The sequence below is a fragment of the SAR324 cluster bacterium genome (genome assembly GCA_015232315.1).
In the GTDB taxonomy this organism is placed as follows: Bacteria; SAR324; SAR324; order SAR324; family NAC60-12; genus JADFZZ01.
On sequence record JADFZZ010000003.1, the window covers coordinates 269,949 to 286,176 of the forward strand.

The window sequence follows — 16,228 nt, forward strand, 5'->3', positions numbered from 1 at the left end:
TCCTGAAGTGAATGGTCTGAGTCTCTCGACTTTCGTAGTATTAACATCTTGGTGTTGTTTATGCTAGAAATTTTTGTGACTGCTGGTTCAGATAGTTGCAGCTTTGGCAGGGCTCATCAGAAAACGGACCCTGCCAGGGTTTTCATGGAAACAAGGGCACACCCAAGTGTTTGAAATCAATGGGAATAAATGGTTTCATAAAAAAAACTTGAAATCCTGACAAGCATCTCCTATTAATTCGTAGTTTTTCAGGACTCAACTGGAAAATATCATGAGACCAAGGGGATATTCCCTGTTTTAATCACTATGCTGACGGCCTTGAGCATTTGCATCAAGGCAAAAAATTAAGCCATTTTCATTTGGAGTTAATACATGGCTGACATCATTTCACTGAAAAGTTTTCTGGAAGCGGGCGTTCATCTCGGGCATCAGACACGCCGCTGGCATCCACAAATGAAACCCTATATTTATGCTGCCAAACAAGGCATCCATATTGTTGACTTACGAAAAACACTTCATAGTCTCAAAGACGCCTATGAATATGTGAAACATGCCTCTGCTGAAGGTCGAGATGTTCTGTTTGTCGGAACCAAGCCTCAGATTCAGAAGGTGGTTGAACAGCAGGCAATCAGTTCGAACAGCCCCTATATCAGCTTTCGCTGGTTGGGTGGGATGCTGACCAATTTCACCACCGTTCGGCAGTCCATCAACCGTTACCATGAATATGAAGAACTGCGCGGTTCTGATGGAACGTATCCCGGTGTTCTGAAAAAAGAAGCACTGGTAATGGAAAGTAAACGTTTGAAGCTGGAAAAATCGCTTGGTGGCGTTAAAAACATGAAACGCCCTCCCTCGATTATGTTTGTGGTTGATTGTAAAAAAGAACACATCGCCATTCAGGAAGCAAAAAAACTGGGAATGACCATTATCGCTTTGGTTGACACAAACTGTGCGCCTGGTCATATTGATTTTGTGATTCCGGGGAATGATGACGCACCACGATCTGTTGAATTGATCACCAGCGTGATTGCCAGAGCTGTCAAGGAAGGCAAGGCAATGCGGGCGGCAGCAACTGGAATTTCTGAAATTGAACAAGAGATCCCTGCTGAACCGGCACTTCCCGAGCCAGAAAACGTGGAAACTGAAATTGAAAGCGAATCAGAAGACGAATAATCCTGTTCCCGCACATGTCAAGCAATCCGCCCTGGCGGATTGCGCCTCCAACTAGATGTTTCCTCTCAGATCATTTCCGGGTTTCAACCTGTTTCTGTGTGACTCTGAGACAGGACTTCAACTATTTAATTCATTGACCGTAAAAAGGTGACTATGCAAAATGTTTCTGCGAATTTAGTAAAAGAACTGAGAGAAATCACCGGCGCTGCCATGATGGATTGTAAAAAAGCTCTGGTGGAAACAAACGGAGATATGGAAGCCGCCAAAGACTATCTGCAAAAAAAAGGTCAGGCTAAAGCTCTCAAAAAATCCTCAAGAGAAACCAATGAAGGCGCGGTTGGTCTGTATATTTCTCCAGATAAAAAAAGAGGCGGACTCGTCAAACTGGCCTGTGAAACTGATTTTGTCGCAAGAAATGACAAATTTCAGGATTTCATCCGCAAAGTCGCCCGTCAAGTGGCAGAGCATGGTTCCGAAAATCTTCTGGAACAGACCATGGACGGAACGACAGTCCAGGCGTCTCTAACCCAGATCATCGCGGGTCTCGGCGAAAATATTCTATTGGTCAGCAGTAACAATTATGCGGTACAGAACGGAATGGTTTCCGGTTATGTGCATACCAATGGCAAAATCGGCGTTTTGGTGCAACTGGAAACAAATGAAGTCTGTGATCAAGACGCCTTGTATGACCTGGGAAAAGATATCTCCATGCACATTGCGGCATCGCATGCTGAAGCGATTTCTGAAGCTGAAATTGATCCGGCTGTGCTGGAAAAAGAGAAGTCCATTTATAAAGAACAGGCAAAGGAATCCGGGAAACCAGACAATATTATTGACAAAATGGTTGAAGGCCGATTGTCAAAATTTAAAAAAGAGGTTTGTGTGAATTCTCAGCCTTTTGTAAAAAATCCTGAATTAACTGTTGAACAATTGATCCAGAACGTGTCAAAAGAACTGGGTGTGAAAATCACATTCAAAGCTTTTTCCAAATATCAATTCTGAGGTAACCCTTGACCCCGATTTATAAACGAGTCCTTCTGAAACTCAGTGGCGAAACATTGGGTGGCGCTGGTGGCAGCGGTTTTGACTATGATGCGATCCGGCGTATCACAGAAAATGTTGTGCAGTTGCATGACTTGGGTGTGCAGGTTGGAATCGTGGTTGGCGGTGGAAATATTTTTCGGGGCGCCCGCTCGGCTCAAGGCAATATCGGTCGGGTTCCCGGTGATTATATGGGTATGCTGTCCACGGTCATCAACAGCATCTGTCTTCAGGAAATTCTGGAACAGCAGGGAATGGTGACACGGATTATGTCCGCATTACATATCAGTGCGGTCGCGGAACCATACATCAAACGCAGGGCTGATCGTCACCTTGAAAAAAACAGGGTTGTCATTTTTGCCGCAGGCACGGGAAATCCGTTTTTCACGACAGACACAGCCGCTGTGCTGAGAGCTTCGGAAATTGGCGCGGAGATTGTGATCAAGGCGACAAAAACGGATGGTGTGTATGACAAGGATCCCATGATTCACAGTGATGCGATCCATTATGCGAAACTGACCTACAGCCAGGTGCTTGACCAGGATCTCAAGGTTATGGACCTGACCGCGATCGCTTTTTGCAAAGACAATGATCTGCCTATTCTTGTATTGAATGTCAATACCGCGAATGCCATCGTTCAGGGTGTTTGCGGTGAAGCTATCGGAACCCTTATCCATTGAATGATTATGAATGAAGAATCCTTGAATGATGTAAGAAAAAACACACAACGGAAGATGGACAGTACCCTGGACGCTCTCAAACGTGAATTCGGGAGTATCCATGCCGGTCGTGTGAGTCCAGCCCTTCTGGAAAATATCAAAGTTGATTATTATGGCAACCCCACGCCTGTGAATCAGGTGGGAAACATTTCAACACCAGAGCCACAGATGCTGGTGATCAATCCCTGGGAAAAGAACATGATCAAGGAAATCGAACGGTCTCTTCTCAAGGCAAATTTGGGTCTGAGTGTTTCAAATGATGGAAATGTACTGCGTGCGGTCATGCCTCCCCTGACTGAGGAACGCAGGAAAGATCTGGTCAAGCAGGTTAAAAAAATTGGAGAAGATGCCAAGATCGCGGTTAGAAATGTGCGGCGAGATGCCAATGATCACCTGAAAAAAATGGAAAAGGATAAAGTGATTTCCAAAGATGAAGAAAAAACAGCACTCGATGAAGTTCAAAAAGTAACAGATAAACACATTGAAATTATTGGTGAGATCATTCAAGTAAAAGAAAAAGAATTAATGACCATCTAATTTCTTCTTCTCTTCACGAAACAGGAACGCCATGCTGGCAAATTTTCTTTATTCTATTTGGCAGTATCAGATTTTTAAATCCGTTCTGTTTCGTGGAGGCATGACCTTCCTCACGGCTTACCTCATTATCTCCTGGCTCATGCCACGCACCATACGCTGGTTTCGCAGAAAAGGAATCACTTCAGATTTCAGTGCGGCGAATATGGAATCAAAACCCTATTCCGGTGCGACCCCGATCATGGGGGGCGGCGTGCTGATCATCGCTATCTGTCTTTCTGTGGGTTTCTGGTGTCAACTGAATCAGTTTGTTGTCGCGCTCATGACCATCATGGTTGCCTTCGGTGTCATTGGCGCCATTGATGATGTCGCCAAGGTTCTGCATAAACGCAGAGTGGAATCGGGACAGGAAAAGCGCAAATTTTATAGTGAAAAAGCAGATGGCATCAGCGGCAGAGTCAGGTTGGGTGCGGAATTTGGCATTGCGCTTCTGGTGGTCATGATTTTATATGTCTATATTGATATCGACGGCCATCTGGTGGTGCCATTTGTCCCACTCAAAGTCTGGTATCCCTATCTCTATAAATACCTGTTCATTCCGTTCATGCTGTTCATCATCGTCGGTGGCGCAAACGCGGTCAATCTGACAGATGGTATGGATTCTCTGGCCACGGTGCCCCTCATGACCTGTGCCCTGTTTATCGGTGCTGTTGCGTATATTGGCGGCGATCCGGAATGGGCCTTCAGGCTTAAAATCCCCTTATTGTCACCTGAAGTCAAGGAACTGACCGTCATCGCGATGGCCATTCTGAGTGCGGGGTTCAGTTTTTTGCGCTTCAATGCTCCGCCTGCCTCCATTTATATGGGCGATCTGGGGGCCTTGGCTCTGGGAAGCCTGGTTTCCACGATGTTTATTTTTGTAAAAGCCGAGCTATTTTTGCCGATTGTTGGCGGCATTTTTGTGTTCTCAGCCTTGTCGTCGGTCATTCAACGGACATTTTTCAAAATCATGTTACGCTGGAAAGGTCGTCAATATGCGGAAAAACACCGTTTTTTTCTGCGGTCGCCCTATCATCACCATCTGCAAAAACTCTGGACTTATTCTGAACAAAAACAGGAAATAGAATCCGTATGGCTCAAAATTCTGCAAAAAATTGGAATTCCACCCATCCCGGATGAAGAAAAACTCCTTCATCCTCATGAAGTGAATAGTCGTGTGATCTGGTTGATGCATCTTAAATCCATTTGGCTGTTTGTGATTGCCATCATCGTTTATTTCAAAATCCGATGATTTGTTAACTTTTTTCTGGAAAAACTATCATGAAACTTGAAGGACAGGTTGCCCTGGTTACAGGCGCTGGCAGAGGAATTGGAAAAGCCATTGCCCTGCATTTAGCCCGGGAAGGCGCTCATATAATTTTTACCAACAGAACTCCGGAACAAGCAGATCAGACTCGACAGGAAATTGAGGCGACAGGCAGGGAATGTATGTCCTGTCTTGTGGATGTGTCCGATGCCACAGCCATCAAATCCATGACAGAGCAGGCGATGGAACGATTCGGGAAGATCGATATTCTGGTCAATAATGCAGGAATCACACGAGACAACCTGTTTCTGAGAATGAAACAGGAAGACTGGGAAGATGTTCTGAATATCAATCTCACCGGGATGTTCAATGTCACACATTCCGTGATCAAATCCATGATCAAGAAACGCTACGGTCGCATTGTGAATATTACCTCCGTAGTAGGTTTCACCGGAAATCCGGGGCAAGTCAATTACAGTGCGTCAAAAGCCGGAATCATCGGTTTTACCAAATCCATAGCCAGTGAATTGGGCAGCCGTAATATTACGTGCAACGCGGTGGCTCCCGGGTTTATCAAAACAGACATGACCGATGTTTTGAGCGAGGAACGAACCACTCAACTTCTGGAACGAATACCACTCGGACGTCTGGGAACCGGAGACGATATCGCTCAGGCTGTCAGTTTTCTGGTATCAGAACAAGCCTCTTACATTACCGGAACAGTCCTGCACGTGAATGGCGGGATGTACTGAGGGCTAGTGTCAAACCTTCTTGACGCAGTCACGTTCATCCCCTCTTTGATCTGCTTTTAAAAATGGCCATCAGCATCATGACTATGGCCATTCCTCGCATCCACCAGATAAACCAGTGAGGATGTCTGCTGAAAAAAGTTCCACCATGTTCTGAACTGTAGGGCACCTTTACGGCCCAACTGCCGCGTTGTCCTTCGGGTGATAAAAATATTGTTTCGCCATCAGGCATGACTACTGAGGACGCGCCATTATTGATCACATGCACCACCGGAACCCTGTTTTCCACAGCACGTAGCACATTCGAGGTCCGATGCTGGGCGGATTGTGCTCCCTGCCCATACCAGCCATCATTGCTTTGCACCACCAGAATTTTGCCTTTTGAGTCTTCACCAATGGCATCCCCGACAAATTCCTGAAACTGGATTTCGTAACAAATAAGCGGAACGACTCGCATCCCGGAAATATCAAACACGGCGGTTTCTGTACCTGGTGTCAAAACACCGCCAATGCCAAACCATTCCATGATGGCAGTACCATCCTCCAACCAGGGAATGTATTCGCCAAAGGGAACAAGCTTTCGTTTATGATAAATCCCACCCAGGAGTCCCGAGGGCATCAGCCAGAATGTAGAATTTCTGAAGAGGGGTTGTCTTCCGTGCCATTCCACCATTTTGTCATGAAACACCAGATGGACACCCATCTCACGGGTTTGTTTCAGAAAGGCCTTCCGGACCTCAAGATCCTGGGTAAAATAAAAAGAGTTTCCTTCGGGCCAGACGATCATGGTGGCTCCCTGACCGGCCAATTTTAAGCTCATTTCCATTTCAGGGGGGTAAACTTTGGAATATCCGGGTTCAGGAGGAAGGGTTTGAAAAGAGGCCTCATTGTCTGGCTGAACAATTCCGATGATGGTTTCATGCCATTGACTGATGAGGGTTTGCCAGTTTGATAATCGCCATGAACCATAGCCGAACCAGATACTGATCAACACTAGCGCAGCGATAAACGTCGGTTGTTTCCAGGCTTTTCCCCGGGACTCCCATAGTTTCCACACGGTGACATTGACCAGCATCATCATGAAATCTAGACCATAAGTTCCTGTCCATTCAATTCCTTGTAGAGCAGTCAGCAGGGGTGTTGTCCCATTACCAAGATTGAAAAAAAAGATATTGGGAAAAACAGACCAGCAACCTGTTGCGAGGATTGGAAACACAAACATTTCGGGCCATGATGTTTTTCGCTGGATCCACAGCGTTCCTGTCACAAAGATTGCGGGCAATTGGGACCAGAACAGGCTGTATCCCAGCGCAAACAGCCAATTGAGTGGAAAAAACAATTGCATGAAATGTTCTGCCACATAATTCAGCCAGCAGTACCCCCCCAGAATCCAGAGAGTGCCTGTCATTGAGGATAACAACCAGGCACGGGATAACGGAACATTTTTCACGGAAATCAACAAGGGAACAAATCCAATCCAGGCAAGCAGGCTCCAGTCAAAGGCTGGAAACGCAAGGACCAGGCATAGACCACTGAGAGCAGCGAGAGTCATTTCATATAAAAATGACTTGGATGATACAACTGTCGGGGGAAGGTTTTTCATAGATATTCATGAGTTCTTTTGTGAAAAAGCGCTCTTTCAGCATGTTAGAGAAAACTGATTGATAAAAACCGGGAATTGGCAACGGTCGATTGAAAGAAAAGAAGCACCAATAATTTTATAAAAAAACAGGCTTTCCCCTTGCGTATTGAAAACAAAAACGTTATTTCGACCCTTGGAAGGGTGGGAAGTTTCACCTTTTTAGTAACAGCCATCTTGATACCTGTTTTCAGAGTTAGAGCATACAATATTTTGTAAATATAACTTTCTGCACCAGAGACCTAGTTTTATTGAGAGTTATTACTTCATAAGATGATGGAATCAGGGGAAACAGTATTGGGAAGGTGTAATATTTTGAATCTTATGGAGTAAATATGTCAAAAGGTAAAGTAAAATGGTTCAATTCCCAGAAAGGTTATGGATTTATTCAGCAGGAACAAGGCCCTGACTTGTTTGTGCACTATTCTGAGGTAAAAGGCTCCCCGCTGAGCGATGGTGCTTCAGTTGAATTTGAAGTAGGCACGGGACGCAAAGGGCCATGTGCGATCAACGTAAAAGTTGTCTGAGCCATCATATTACAAAAAAGTAAGCACCGCTTCTTTTTCAAAAAAAGGGAGTTGACCGCTCCCTTTTCACTCCAATCTGATTCCTCTCCTGCTACCTATGAAAAAAGATCTGTCTCACACCCCGAAATTATCTGATCTATATCAAGCCGCCATAAAATTTCGTGATCATGCCTGCTGGAACTGGATGATGGATGGAGACCTGTTCGGGGTTGAAAATCCTGAAACAGGAGAAATTGGCTATTGCTCAATTCTGGGCAATCTGGGCGAAGTATTCGCCTTGAATGTCTATCCAGGCTCAAAAGGGTTGGAAAGTTACTGGAAAATCTATGAATACGCAAAATTAATGGAGGAAGGCGTTCATATTCCCATGCATTTAATCATGACCAGCCAGATTTGTCTGATGGCTTCCTTTGAAAATAGGAAGGACCTCGAAAAAGTAGACCTTGATCAAATCAAATCATTGAATCTGAAATTCAAAGGCTCTCACAACTGGCCCCTGTTTAGAAATTACCTGTCAGGTTATGCCCCCTGGTTTTTTAATGAGCAGGATGTTCAATTCATGACGGTTGCCCTGGAACAGGCGCTGATTATGGCAGAGGAAGTGAAAAAAAAACCGGAATTGCTCGAACCCGTAAGAGTCGATGAGGAGATGTATCTGGTTCGCCGGTTACGGAATGGACAGTGGCTCAATGAGTGGCATACACCAGAAGTCACCAGTGAACCTGAAAAACAGATCATTGTGAATGAGATTTTGCTGAAAAAACTTAAAAACCAGAAACTCCCTCGTCTGGGAACCTGGATTTGTGATTGCATCACGTTGCCTGTCCGCGTTGAGGAAGGCCCAAGGCCTTTTTATCCGGTGGCGTTTCCTGTCATCAATCAGCAGGGATTCATGGTCATGATGGAAATGTTCAAGCCTGATGATCTTGAAACAATGCTTCCCAATGCGTTTCTTGACACTCTGCAAAAAGTTGGCAATCTTCCACAGGAGATCTTTGTTGGCTCAGATCTAGCTTATGATTTGCTGGAACCCATTACAACATCGCTGAAAATATCCATCCATCAGGATGAAAATCTGCCTGAACTCGAAGCCTTGATCAGTCACCTGGACCGTTTTATATAGTATCCTGTGATTTTCTAAGGTTTATCATGAGATAAACTTTTATTTCAGTCACTTGTCTTACAATATCCCTGATCAGGTTATGGCAGGCGCAAACCGTCTGTTTGACGGCCACGTAGTCCCATCCATCCTACCGGAAACGGAACAACCCAGATAAAAACCGGCCTTATGCCTGATTCAATTTCATGTGCCGGACTTCCTCCCCGACATCAATAATCAAATCATTGAATGCGATATAGCAAAAGGGCTGAGTCTTGTGCTGAAGTATGAGATATGACTGCGAATGATCTCCTGCGAGGCAAACCCTGACGTGATAGTCTCCCGGAAAAAGCAATAGAAAGAAAAAAGCAATCCCCATCCGTTTGTTGTGAAAAATGTCCACATGATGCGTGTGATTGTTCAAATCCCTAATCTCGTAATAAAACAGATCATCATTGATTTTAATGGATTCCCGGGTGAAAGAAATGAAAAATTTATTCAGAAATGTTGGAATCCATTGCGCTTTACGATGTTCATGTCTCAGTTCTTCAGGAGGATAGATGTTGTGAAATTTTTGTATAATGACATCAATTTGTTCCCTGCTAAGATCAAAACTCAGAACGGCAGGCATGGTCAACACAGGATCAAGCCATTTTTCAGGAACAAAAGACTGAACTCGTTCAGACCTTAAGGCTTCCCCTTCGGTATAAAATGATAAAAATCTTTCATCCATACTGATGGCAATGGTTTCAAGATGATGTTCTTGGAAAAATTTCAAAACATCTTCGCTTCCATAAAGTGGAATTTTTCCGGAGTAGGAAAACTCATGTGCCAGTGGAAGAACTGCTGTGAATTTTTTACGCCCTGTCGTGATAAAGAGCTTATTATAAACAAGGGAGATCGCTGTTTGATCTTCAATATTCTGCAGGAAGGTCAGGATGAATTCCTGATGTGTTTTTTCTAGCGGCAATCTGAACGGAGCAGTCATGGAACAAAAAGTTGTAAGTTTCAGGAAACGGGTTGGAAAAACAATGGATCAAACTTATGCAGAATACAAACCAATTTTTTTCTGGAAATAAACAGTCATGTTCATGAAATCCTGTCCAGGATTCTGGCCTGAACAGTTTTATCACGATGAGGGATTCTGGAATTATATCAATGTTCCCAGATAATGGATTCTTTTAGTTGATCCCATTGTTCCACCTGAGACTGATACATCTTCTCAATCACATTGCGTTTCACTTTCATGGTAGGTGTGAGCAGTTCATTCTCAACCGTCCAGGGTGATTTTACCAGAACGGCTTTTTGAACCCGCTCATGACTATCCAGCGTGGAATTGATGGAGGCCATCAACGCTTTCAGTCGATCTGAAACTTCATGATGAGCAAGACTGTTGCCAATATCGGACAACACCAGCAATACTATCGGTTGAGGAAGTCCTGCACCCACAAGACAAACCTGTTCAATCATGGGGTCGGTTGTGAATTTTTTCTCAATGGGTGTCGGGGCCACATATTTCCCTTTGGAGGTTTTAAAAAGATCCTTCACTCTTCCCGTGATCTTCAAATATCCATCCTTATCAATGGCTCCCTGATCCCCGGTGCGTAAGTAACCGTTTGTCATCACTTCCGCGGTTTTTTCAGGCTCTTTATAATATTCCAGCATGGTTGTTTCACTTTTTACCAGAACCTCACCTTCAGCGCTGAGTTTGACATCATTGTGAGGCAAGGGCTGACCCACATAACCCACATGGACCATGTGAGGACGAGTTAAATGGGAATAGGCAAAATTTTCAGTCATGGAATAGGCTTCCAGAATTTCAATTCCCAGTTTCTGATACCATAACATCAACGATTCCGGCATGGGTGCCGCGCCTGTAATCGCGACTTTCACACGGGACAACCCCAAAGCTTTTTTGAGCTTCTTTCTGATAAAAAACGAGACAAGGGGAATGGATAGCAGGCGATCCAGTTTTTCCTGAGGCAGCTTGGCCAGAATGCCGAGCTGAAATTTGGACCAGATCCTTGGGACCCCCAGAAACACGGTTGGGCTGGCATCTCTGAGATTCTGGGCGAAGGTATCCAGCGATTCCGCAAAGGTGACTTCACTGCAAGAATAGAGACTGCCCATTTCTGCCAACACTCGTTCAGCAACATGCGATAAGGGCAGATAGGAAAAGAATTTTTCATGAGACATATTCATGAGGCTCACATAATTGGTGATGGCAAACGCCATGGCATAAAACCTGTGAACCACGCCCTTGGGCATCCCCGTTGTTCCTGACGTATAAATAATGGTGGCAATTTCATCCTTGTCTCGGGGCGGATTTTCTGTCAGGGGTTGTGTCTCTGCAACAATATCTTCCCAATTCTTATACTCATGCGTGGTTCCATAAGGAAATGAAACACATTGAACATTCCCGGGCACACCGGGTTTCATATCTTCCCAGCCATCCAGTTTGCCGACAAACAGCAATTTGGAACCACTATGCGTCATGATCTGGTTGATTGTATGAGCTGTCAGATTGGGATAAAGTGGCACAGACACATGACCGCTCATCCAGATTGCCAGATCGGCCATGATCCAGTGCGCGCAATTTTTAGATAAAATCCCGATATTGCTGCCTGGTTCAAGATTCAAGGCTTTGAGCCATGCGGCCACCCGACGCACCTGATTGCCCACTTCTTTCCAGGTATACGTTTCCATTTTCCCTAACCGGGGCTGGTGGAAATAGATTTTATCAGGTGTTTGCTGTTCCCATTGATACAAAACCTCAAGGGGGAGTTTGTATGAATCAGTCATATAAGTCCTTCAAGCTGTTGTTGAAAATAATAAATAGTCGCTGTCGCACCATTTGAGGTTGGTCATATTTTCGGCCACTTTAGACAAAATAGCAATAGTCAAAGGTTAACGATTGAGACTCAATCAGATGAAGAGTAGTAAGAATTTTCGACAAACTTGCTAACATCACCAATCTGATTGAGCTATAGAATTAGAACTAAACCTGAATGAAAAGACAACCCTCAAAGTCAGGGTTGTTTAATTTTCAGTTTGGCATGGTGGGTAGGTTGGGTAGAACGAAGTGAAACCCAACAAAACTCGATGGGTTTCGCTAAGGCTCTACCCTTCTCTACTCAGTATCTCCATGGGAATCTCTCTTCAGCGGAACTCAGCATCCGGGGATGGGCTCTCCTCCATAACTTTACCCCATCCAATCCAAACACCGTTAAACATCATAAAGGTGCACAAAGCCCGGCTGAACGGCTCAACCAATTCCATTATCATGATAGTTGGCTCCAAAATCTCTTGATTTCAGCTTCCTTGGGAGGTTATCGGAGCCCTCCCCTAAACCCGTTATAATCAGAATCTTTTCGACTTATTTTGCATTTGAGGGATTTCTGTTGAATTCCCATTCCTGGGAAAGCTTACCCTCGGCTTGATCGCAATGTCGTCAATTTAAGAGTTTGATCTCCAGAACGTTTATTCATGAAACAGGAGATTTCACAGGCTTCGCAAGATTCATACACGTAACATGAGTTATCATAATTGCGGTACAGTTTTTGCTGTTGAGGGTCAATAAACATTTTTTTGTGATCTTTCAGCTTAGGAACGCCCTATGGATCAAAAAAACAACCACCGAAAAACAGATCGTATTAACTATATCCAGGTTTTGAAACTGGAGGAGCGAGCCACCTATTTTTATGGGAAAACGGTCGATATTTCAGAAACCGGGATCAAGGTGTATCTCACTCACAGTCCAGGCGAAATTGTGGGATACCGCGGGGCCTTTTCCATACAGCGGATAGAGGATTCGCAAATCAAAACACTGTCAAAACTCAGGGTTGAGGTTCGTTGGGTCGAAAATCATGAAGATGAATCACTCATAGGACTGGCGTTTGAAGAAAATCTGAATCTTGAACAGTTTTTTTCCGCATTCACCAGAAGCGCGGAAGCGATATTACAGATTTATCCTGAGTGAGCTGGCCGTAAAAAAGCCAGAATTTCCTGGGCGATGATAGCGGGCCGTTCCATTGGCAACAAATGCCCTGTTTGGGGAACTTCGACAAAATGATGTTCTGGCTGAAGGGACTGCCACCGTTGCCACGACTCAGGAAGAAGCGCGTCTGACCATTCGCCCCGGAAGCCCAACAATGGTGGTGTTTTCCGCCTTAATTTCTTCCAGACATAAGGAACTGTTCCATAGCAATGCGCCTCCCAGGTTCGAGGGCAGGTCAAGGTAAATTGTCCATTGCCATAAGCCTTGGTTCCATGGTTGATATAATCCCACATACTTTCATCAGATAACCGCGCAAACACTTTTTTGCTTCGATGAAAATCAAAGGCCTCCTGCCGGGAATTCCAGAGATCCGGCCGATTCAATGCTTTACGGATCAGAGGAACACGCGTCTTCAAAAATTCTGGCATGAGTTTCATTTGGAATACATATCTGGAAGGCAGAAATACCGGATCCATCAGCACCAGCGATTTGAACAACTCCGGACGTTTGATTGACGCCAGCCACGACATCACCGCACCCATGGAATGTCCCACCGCATAAACAGGTTCCTGAATCTGAGTCTCCAGCAAAACAATCAAATCATCTGCAAACACCTGCCAATCGGATACCTGGTACCGCAGATCAGGATTTTGCCAGAGTTGCCGTGAGGTAATGGCAATGACGTGAAAATGAGGTTTCAACAGTTCAATCAGTTGGCGATAAGCGCCTGGAGGATATCCATTGGCATGCGCAAAATGGAGCAACGGCCCCGTTCCTCCAAAATCAGTGTATGGGATGTTATTCAGCATGGTTCGAACCTATGGGAATCAGATTTGTTGAGAATCAGGGGGTTGGTCACATTTTCAGCCACACATTGTAGGGGCAAAAATGTGTGTTCGCCCTGATCCCGGGCAGACACACAGGTCTGCCCCTACGGGAAAAAACCCCAAACAGGTGGTAAATCAAAGACCGTTTTTTGACACATGGCCAAAAATGTGACCAACCCCAAAATGTTCAAAGTTCAGAATTATTTCATAATAGCGTATTTAATGGTTGACCCATCAATATGAAATACATAAACAGCGTTATTCGATAACTGAACAGGAACAGTTTGGACAATTGAAGTCAAACCAGTGGTAGAGGTTACATCACTTATATTCAAAGAGGAGGTGAAGACACTGGTTCCTAATGTGAGAGCCGTGTTGCCTCGATAAGATGCAAATACTGTATTATCCGCAAGTGTCAGCGTTCTGGTATAACTGACATCCATTGAATTATTGAATAACACAGAAGAACCGATCTGTGAGGCTCCTGAATAGACCACCGCATTGCCTCGCGAACTGCCTTCATAAGTGATCAAAACCTTGTCATCTGAAAAGGCTGAAATGGTGATATACTTGACGTTTTGCGTTACGGCATCAACTGAAACAGGACCAACTAACCTTGTTCCCGAAGAATTAAACGTAGAATAATAAACTCCGGTTGCTACTTTGGAATAAGCAACAGCAAAACCTCCAGTAGATAAGGGTGTTGCGTCCAGATAATAAGGTGAATCAGCGGCTACAGCCGCTATTGTAGGCGTAACGGTTACCTGTCCGGTCGCCGAGTAAATGCCAACATACATGTTTGTTAAACCTACGTCGTTGTAAACATAAGCAAACCCGCCGCCTGTCAAGGCTACAACTTTTACAGGATATATTGGATTATTGCTTGATTTAACAGTGAGTTCGTTTCCCAGAGTTGAGGAACTGACATCATAAATCTTGAAATAGGCCGTATTGCTTGTCACATACCCCACCACAATGTTCCCACCTGATAATTTTGTTACAGAAATACGACTAAGTTCAGCACTACTTACAGCGCTAACGTTTGTGACTGCCCCGGAAGATAGCTGGGTTAATGCAGAATCATAAATCGCGTATAAGGCATTATTGGCTGTGGGGGAATCGTGAGCATACACCACAAAAATTCTATCATTGGCCAGCGCCACCGCGTCCAGCATATTTGCTGTTGTGCCTGTCCCAATTCCCAATGAGGTTGAGGTTGTGGTAACAACCGCTCCAAAGGAAGTGGCCTGGGATGTTGACGTATAAACATTGACGTTGCCCTCTGTATCTTTGACCAGTACATTCACATAGTAGGTAGTGGAACCTGTGAGGCCAGTAATGTTATAACTGGTGGTATTCGCGGTATAATTCATGGCTGTGGTACCATTGGTTCCAGCATCTGTCACAGTACTGATATTATTGCTGGTGGAGTAAACTACTTTGTACTGAAGGGCCGCTGTTGTTGTCACGGTATCACTGGCGGCAGTCCAGGCTAGCGCTATACTAGAACTGGTTACCGATGCAACCGATAATGAGGAGGTACTCACTGTGGGTGCCGTGTTATCCGCGGTGTTGCTCATGGTGATATCGCTGGGATTCAATGAATTATAAGTTGCGTCAGAACTTGTCGCCGCGGCCAATACGATGGAATAAGACACCGTGCCATCACCAAGATCATCGGGTTGTCCGATAACGGTTAGGGTTTGCGCGGTATTCCAGTTACTGCTGGTAAAGGTCATGGACGACGGCGTTACGGTCCCTTCCGTAGTATCATTGCTGGAAATATTGAAAGAAACATTTGCCGTAGGCTGTGACGTCAATTGAACCGTAAACGTTGATGAAGTTCCTGCTTCTGTGGTTGTTCCACTGGTCGCACTGAGTGAGAAACCTGCTGAGTCATTATCATCGTTGGTGACACTGACACTGCTTGCCGCTAGAGAGGCATAACCGCTGGTATCCGTCGTGCTTGTGGTATCAATGGAGACAGATATGCTGTAAGTTTGATTGCCATCCGCTACAGAATCATTCACACCAGTAACTGTAACTGTTTGAGTATCATTCCAGGTAGAGGTGATGAATGTTAAAGTTGATGGTGAGACAGTGCCCTCATTGGTGTTGGAACTGGCTATATTCAGAACAACATTTCCGGTGGGCTGGCTGTTGAGTTTGACGGTGAACGTGGCAGTTCCGCCGGCTTCGGTGGTGTTGCCACTGATTGCCGGGATCGTCAGTCCCGCGGTGTCATTATCGGTGTTGGTCACGCTCACACTGCTTGAGGATAGTGTTGCATAACCCGTGGTGTCGGTCGTACTGGCTACAGTCACAGACACCGTATAAGCCTGATTGCCATCCGCTATAGAATCATTCACACCAGTAACTGTAACCGTCTGGGTTGTGTTCCAGTTGGAAATGCTGAATGTTAAGGTTGAAACCGATAAAGTGCCTTCATTAGTGTTGGAACTGGACACATTCAATATTACGTTCCCGTTAGGTTGGCTGTTGAGTCTAACCGTAAAGGTGGCTGTTCCTCCTGCTTCGGTGGTGTTTGCACTGATGGTTGAGACAGTGAGTCCCGCGGTGTCATTATCGGTGTTGGTCACACTGACACTGCTTGCCG

At 45.0% G+C, this 16,228-nt stretch carries 14 protein-coding genes; 9 read left to right on the top strand and 5 right to left on the bottom strand.

From position 1 onward, the window contains the following. Positions 1–372 precede the first annotated feature (372 nt). The 6 genes from rpsB (at position 373) to fabG (ending at position 5,525) form a co-directional block, all read left to right on the top strand. Positions 373–1,173, top strand: coding sequence for a 30S ribosomal protein S2 (rpsB, locus tag HQM11_04110; protein ID MBF0350187.1), 801 nt, complete (start codon positions 373–375; stop codon positions 1,171–1,173). Positions 1,174–1,326: 153 nt separating this feature from the next. Then, positions 1,327–2,175, top strand: coding sequence for a translation elongation factor Ts (gene tsf / locus HQM11_04115; protein ID MBF0350188.1), 849 nt, complete (start codon positions 1,327–1,329; stop codon positions 2,173–2,175). Between the two features lie 8 nt (positions 2,176–2,183). Continuing rightward, positions 2,184–2,894 (top strand): UMP kinase, encoded by a 711-nt coding sequence (locus HQM11_04120; protein MBF0350189.1) that lies wholly within the window; start codon positions 2,184–2,186, stop codon positions 2,892–2,894. A gap of 6 nt (positions 2,895–2,900) precedes the next feature. Next, a complete protein-coding gene (gene frr, locus HQM11_04125) occupies positions 2,901–3,470 on the top strand; it encodes a ribosome recycling factor (GenBank protein ID MBF0350190.1) in 570 nt (189 codons plus the stop codon). 31 nt (positions 3,471–3,501) lie between these two features. Next, positions 3,502–4,758: a phospho-N-acetylmuramoyl-pentapeptide-transferase gene (locus HQM11_04130; GenBank protein ID MBF0350191.1), complete on the top strand. Its 1,257-nt coding sequence runs from the start codon at positions 3,502–3,504 to the stop codon at positions 4,756–4,758. Between the two features lie 29 nt (positions 4,759–4,787). Further along, positions 4,788–5,525 (top strand): 3-oxoacyl-[acyl-carrier-protein] reductase, encoded by a 738-nt coding sequence (fabG, locus tag HQM11_04135; protein MBF0350192.1) that lies wholly within the window; start codon positions 4,788–4,790, stop codon positions 5,523–5,525. A gap of 34 nt (positions 5,526–5,559) precedes the next feature. On the opposite strand, the gene lnt is transcribed toward fabG, so the two are convergent. Then, positions 5,560–7,125, bottom strand: a complete 1,566-nt coding sequence (gene lnt, locus HQM11_04140; GenBank protein ID MBF0350193.1) for an apolipoprotein N-acyltransferase — start codon at positions 7,123–7,125, stop codon at positions 5,560–5,562. 371 nt (positions 7,126–7,496) lie between these two features. On the opposite strand from lnt, the gene HQM11_04145 reads away from it, so the two are divergent. After that, entirely contained in the window at positions 7,497–7,688 is a 192-nt protein-coding gene (locus HQM11_04145; protein ID MBF0350194.1) for a cold shock domain-containing protein, read from the top strand. A gap of 97 nt (positions 7,689–7,785) precedes the next feature. Then, positions 7,786–8,811 (top strand): hypothetical protein, encoded by a 1,026-nt coding sequence (locus HQM11_04150; protein MBF0350195.1) that lies wholly within the window; start codon positions 7,786–7,788, stop codon positions 8,809–8,811. A gap of 163 nt (positions 8,812–8,974) precedes the next feature. On the opposite strand, the gene HQM11_04155 is transcribed toward HQM11_04150, so the two are convergent. After that, a complete protein-coding gene (locus HQM11_04155) occupies positions 8,975–9,775 on the bottom strand; it encodes a hypothetical protein (GenBank protein ID MBF0350196.1) in 801 nt (266 codons plus the stop codon). Between the two features lie 167 nt (positions 9,776–9,942). Continuing rightward, complete coding sequence (locus HQM11_04160) at positions 9,943–11,589, bottom strand: AMP-binding protein (GenBank protein MBF0350197.1); 1,647 nt, start codon at positions 11,587–11,589, stop codon at positions 9,943–9,945. A gap of 814 nt (positions 11,590–12,403) precedes the next feature. On the opposite strand from HQM11_04160, the gene HQM11_04165 reads away from it, so the two are divergent. Beyond that, positions 12,404–12,766 carry a PilZ domain-containing protein gene (locus tag HQM11_04165; protein ID MBF0350198.1) on the top strand — a complete coding sequence of 121 codons (363 nt, stop codon included), beginning with the start codon at positions 12,404–12,406 and terminating at the stop codon, positions 12,764–12,766. On the opposite strand, the gene HQM11_04170 is transcribed toward HQM11_04165, so the two are convergent. Continuing rightward, positions 12,754–13,593, bottom strand: a complete 840-nt coding sequence (locus tag HQM11_04170) for an alpha/beta hydrolase (GenBank protein MBF0350199.1) — start codon at positions 13,591–13,593, stop codon at positions 12,754–12,756. The two genes, HQM11_04165 and HQM11_04170, sit on opposite strands and share 13 nt — an antisense overlap. Before the next feature lie 218 nt (positions 13,594–13,811). Next, positions 13,812–16,228: fibronectin type III domain-containing protein (locus tag HQM11_04175; protein ID MBF0350200.1), on the bottom strand; the 2,417-nt coding region annotated here is incomplete at its 5' end.

What these genes read in the sequence shown, in the direction of transcription:
- HQM11_04150 (MBF0350195.1), top strand. Translation starts at nt 7,786, where the DNA reads ATGAAAAAAGATCTGTCTCACACCCCGAAATTATCTGATCTATATCAA.
- HQM11_04130 (MBF0350191.1), top strand. Translation starts at nt 3,502, where the DNA reads ATGCTGGCAAATTTTCTTTATTCTATTTGGCAGTATCAGATTTTTAAA.
- HQM11_04155 (MBF0350196.1), bottom strand. Translation starts at nt 9,775, where the DNA reads ATGACTGCTCCGTTCAGATTGCCGCTAGAAAAAACACATCAGGAATTC.
- HQM11_04165 (MBF0350198.1), top strand. Translation starts at nt 12,404, where the DNA reads ATGGATCAAAAAAACAACCACCGAAAAACAGATCGTATTAACTATATC.
- frr (MBF0350190.1), top strand. Translation starts at nt 2,901, where the DNA reads ATGAATGAAGAATCCTTGAATGATGTAAGAAAAAACACACAACGGAAG.
- HQM11_04145 (MBF0350194.1), top strand. Translation starts at nt 7,497, where the DNA reads ATGTCAAAAGGTAAAGTAAAATGGTTCAATTCCCAGAAAGGTTATGGA.
- rpsB (MBF0350187.1), top strand. Translation starts at nt 373, where the DNA reads ATGGCTGACATCATTTCACTGAAAAGTTTTCTGGAAGCGGGCGTTCAT.
- tsf (MBF0350188.1), top strand. Translation starts at nt 1,327, where the DNA reads ATGCAAAATGTTTCTGCGAATTTAGTAAAAGAACTGAGAGAAATCACC.
- fabG (MBF0350192.1), top strand. Translation starts at nt 4,788, where the DNA reads ATGAAACTTGAAGGACAGGTTGCCCTGGTTACAGGCGCTGGCAGAGGA.
- HQM11_04170 (MBF0350199.1), bottom strand. Translation starts at nt 13,593, where the DNA reads ATGCTGAATAACATCCCATACACTGATTTTGGAGGAACGGGGCCGTTG.
- lnt (MBF0350193.1), bottom strand. Translation starts at nt 7,125, where the DNA reads ATGAAAAACCTTCCCCCGACAGTTGTATCATCCAAGTCATTTTTATAT.
- HQM11_04160 (MBF0350197.1), bottom strand. Translation starts at nt 11,589, where the DNA reads ATGACTGATTCATACAAACTCCCCCTTGAGGTTTTGTATCAATGGGAA.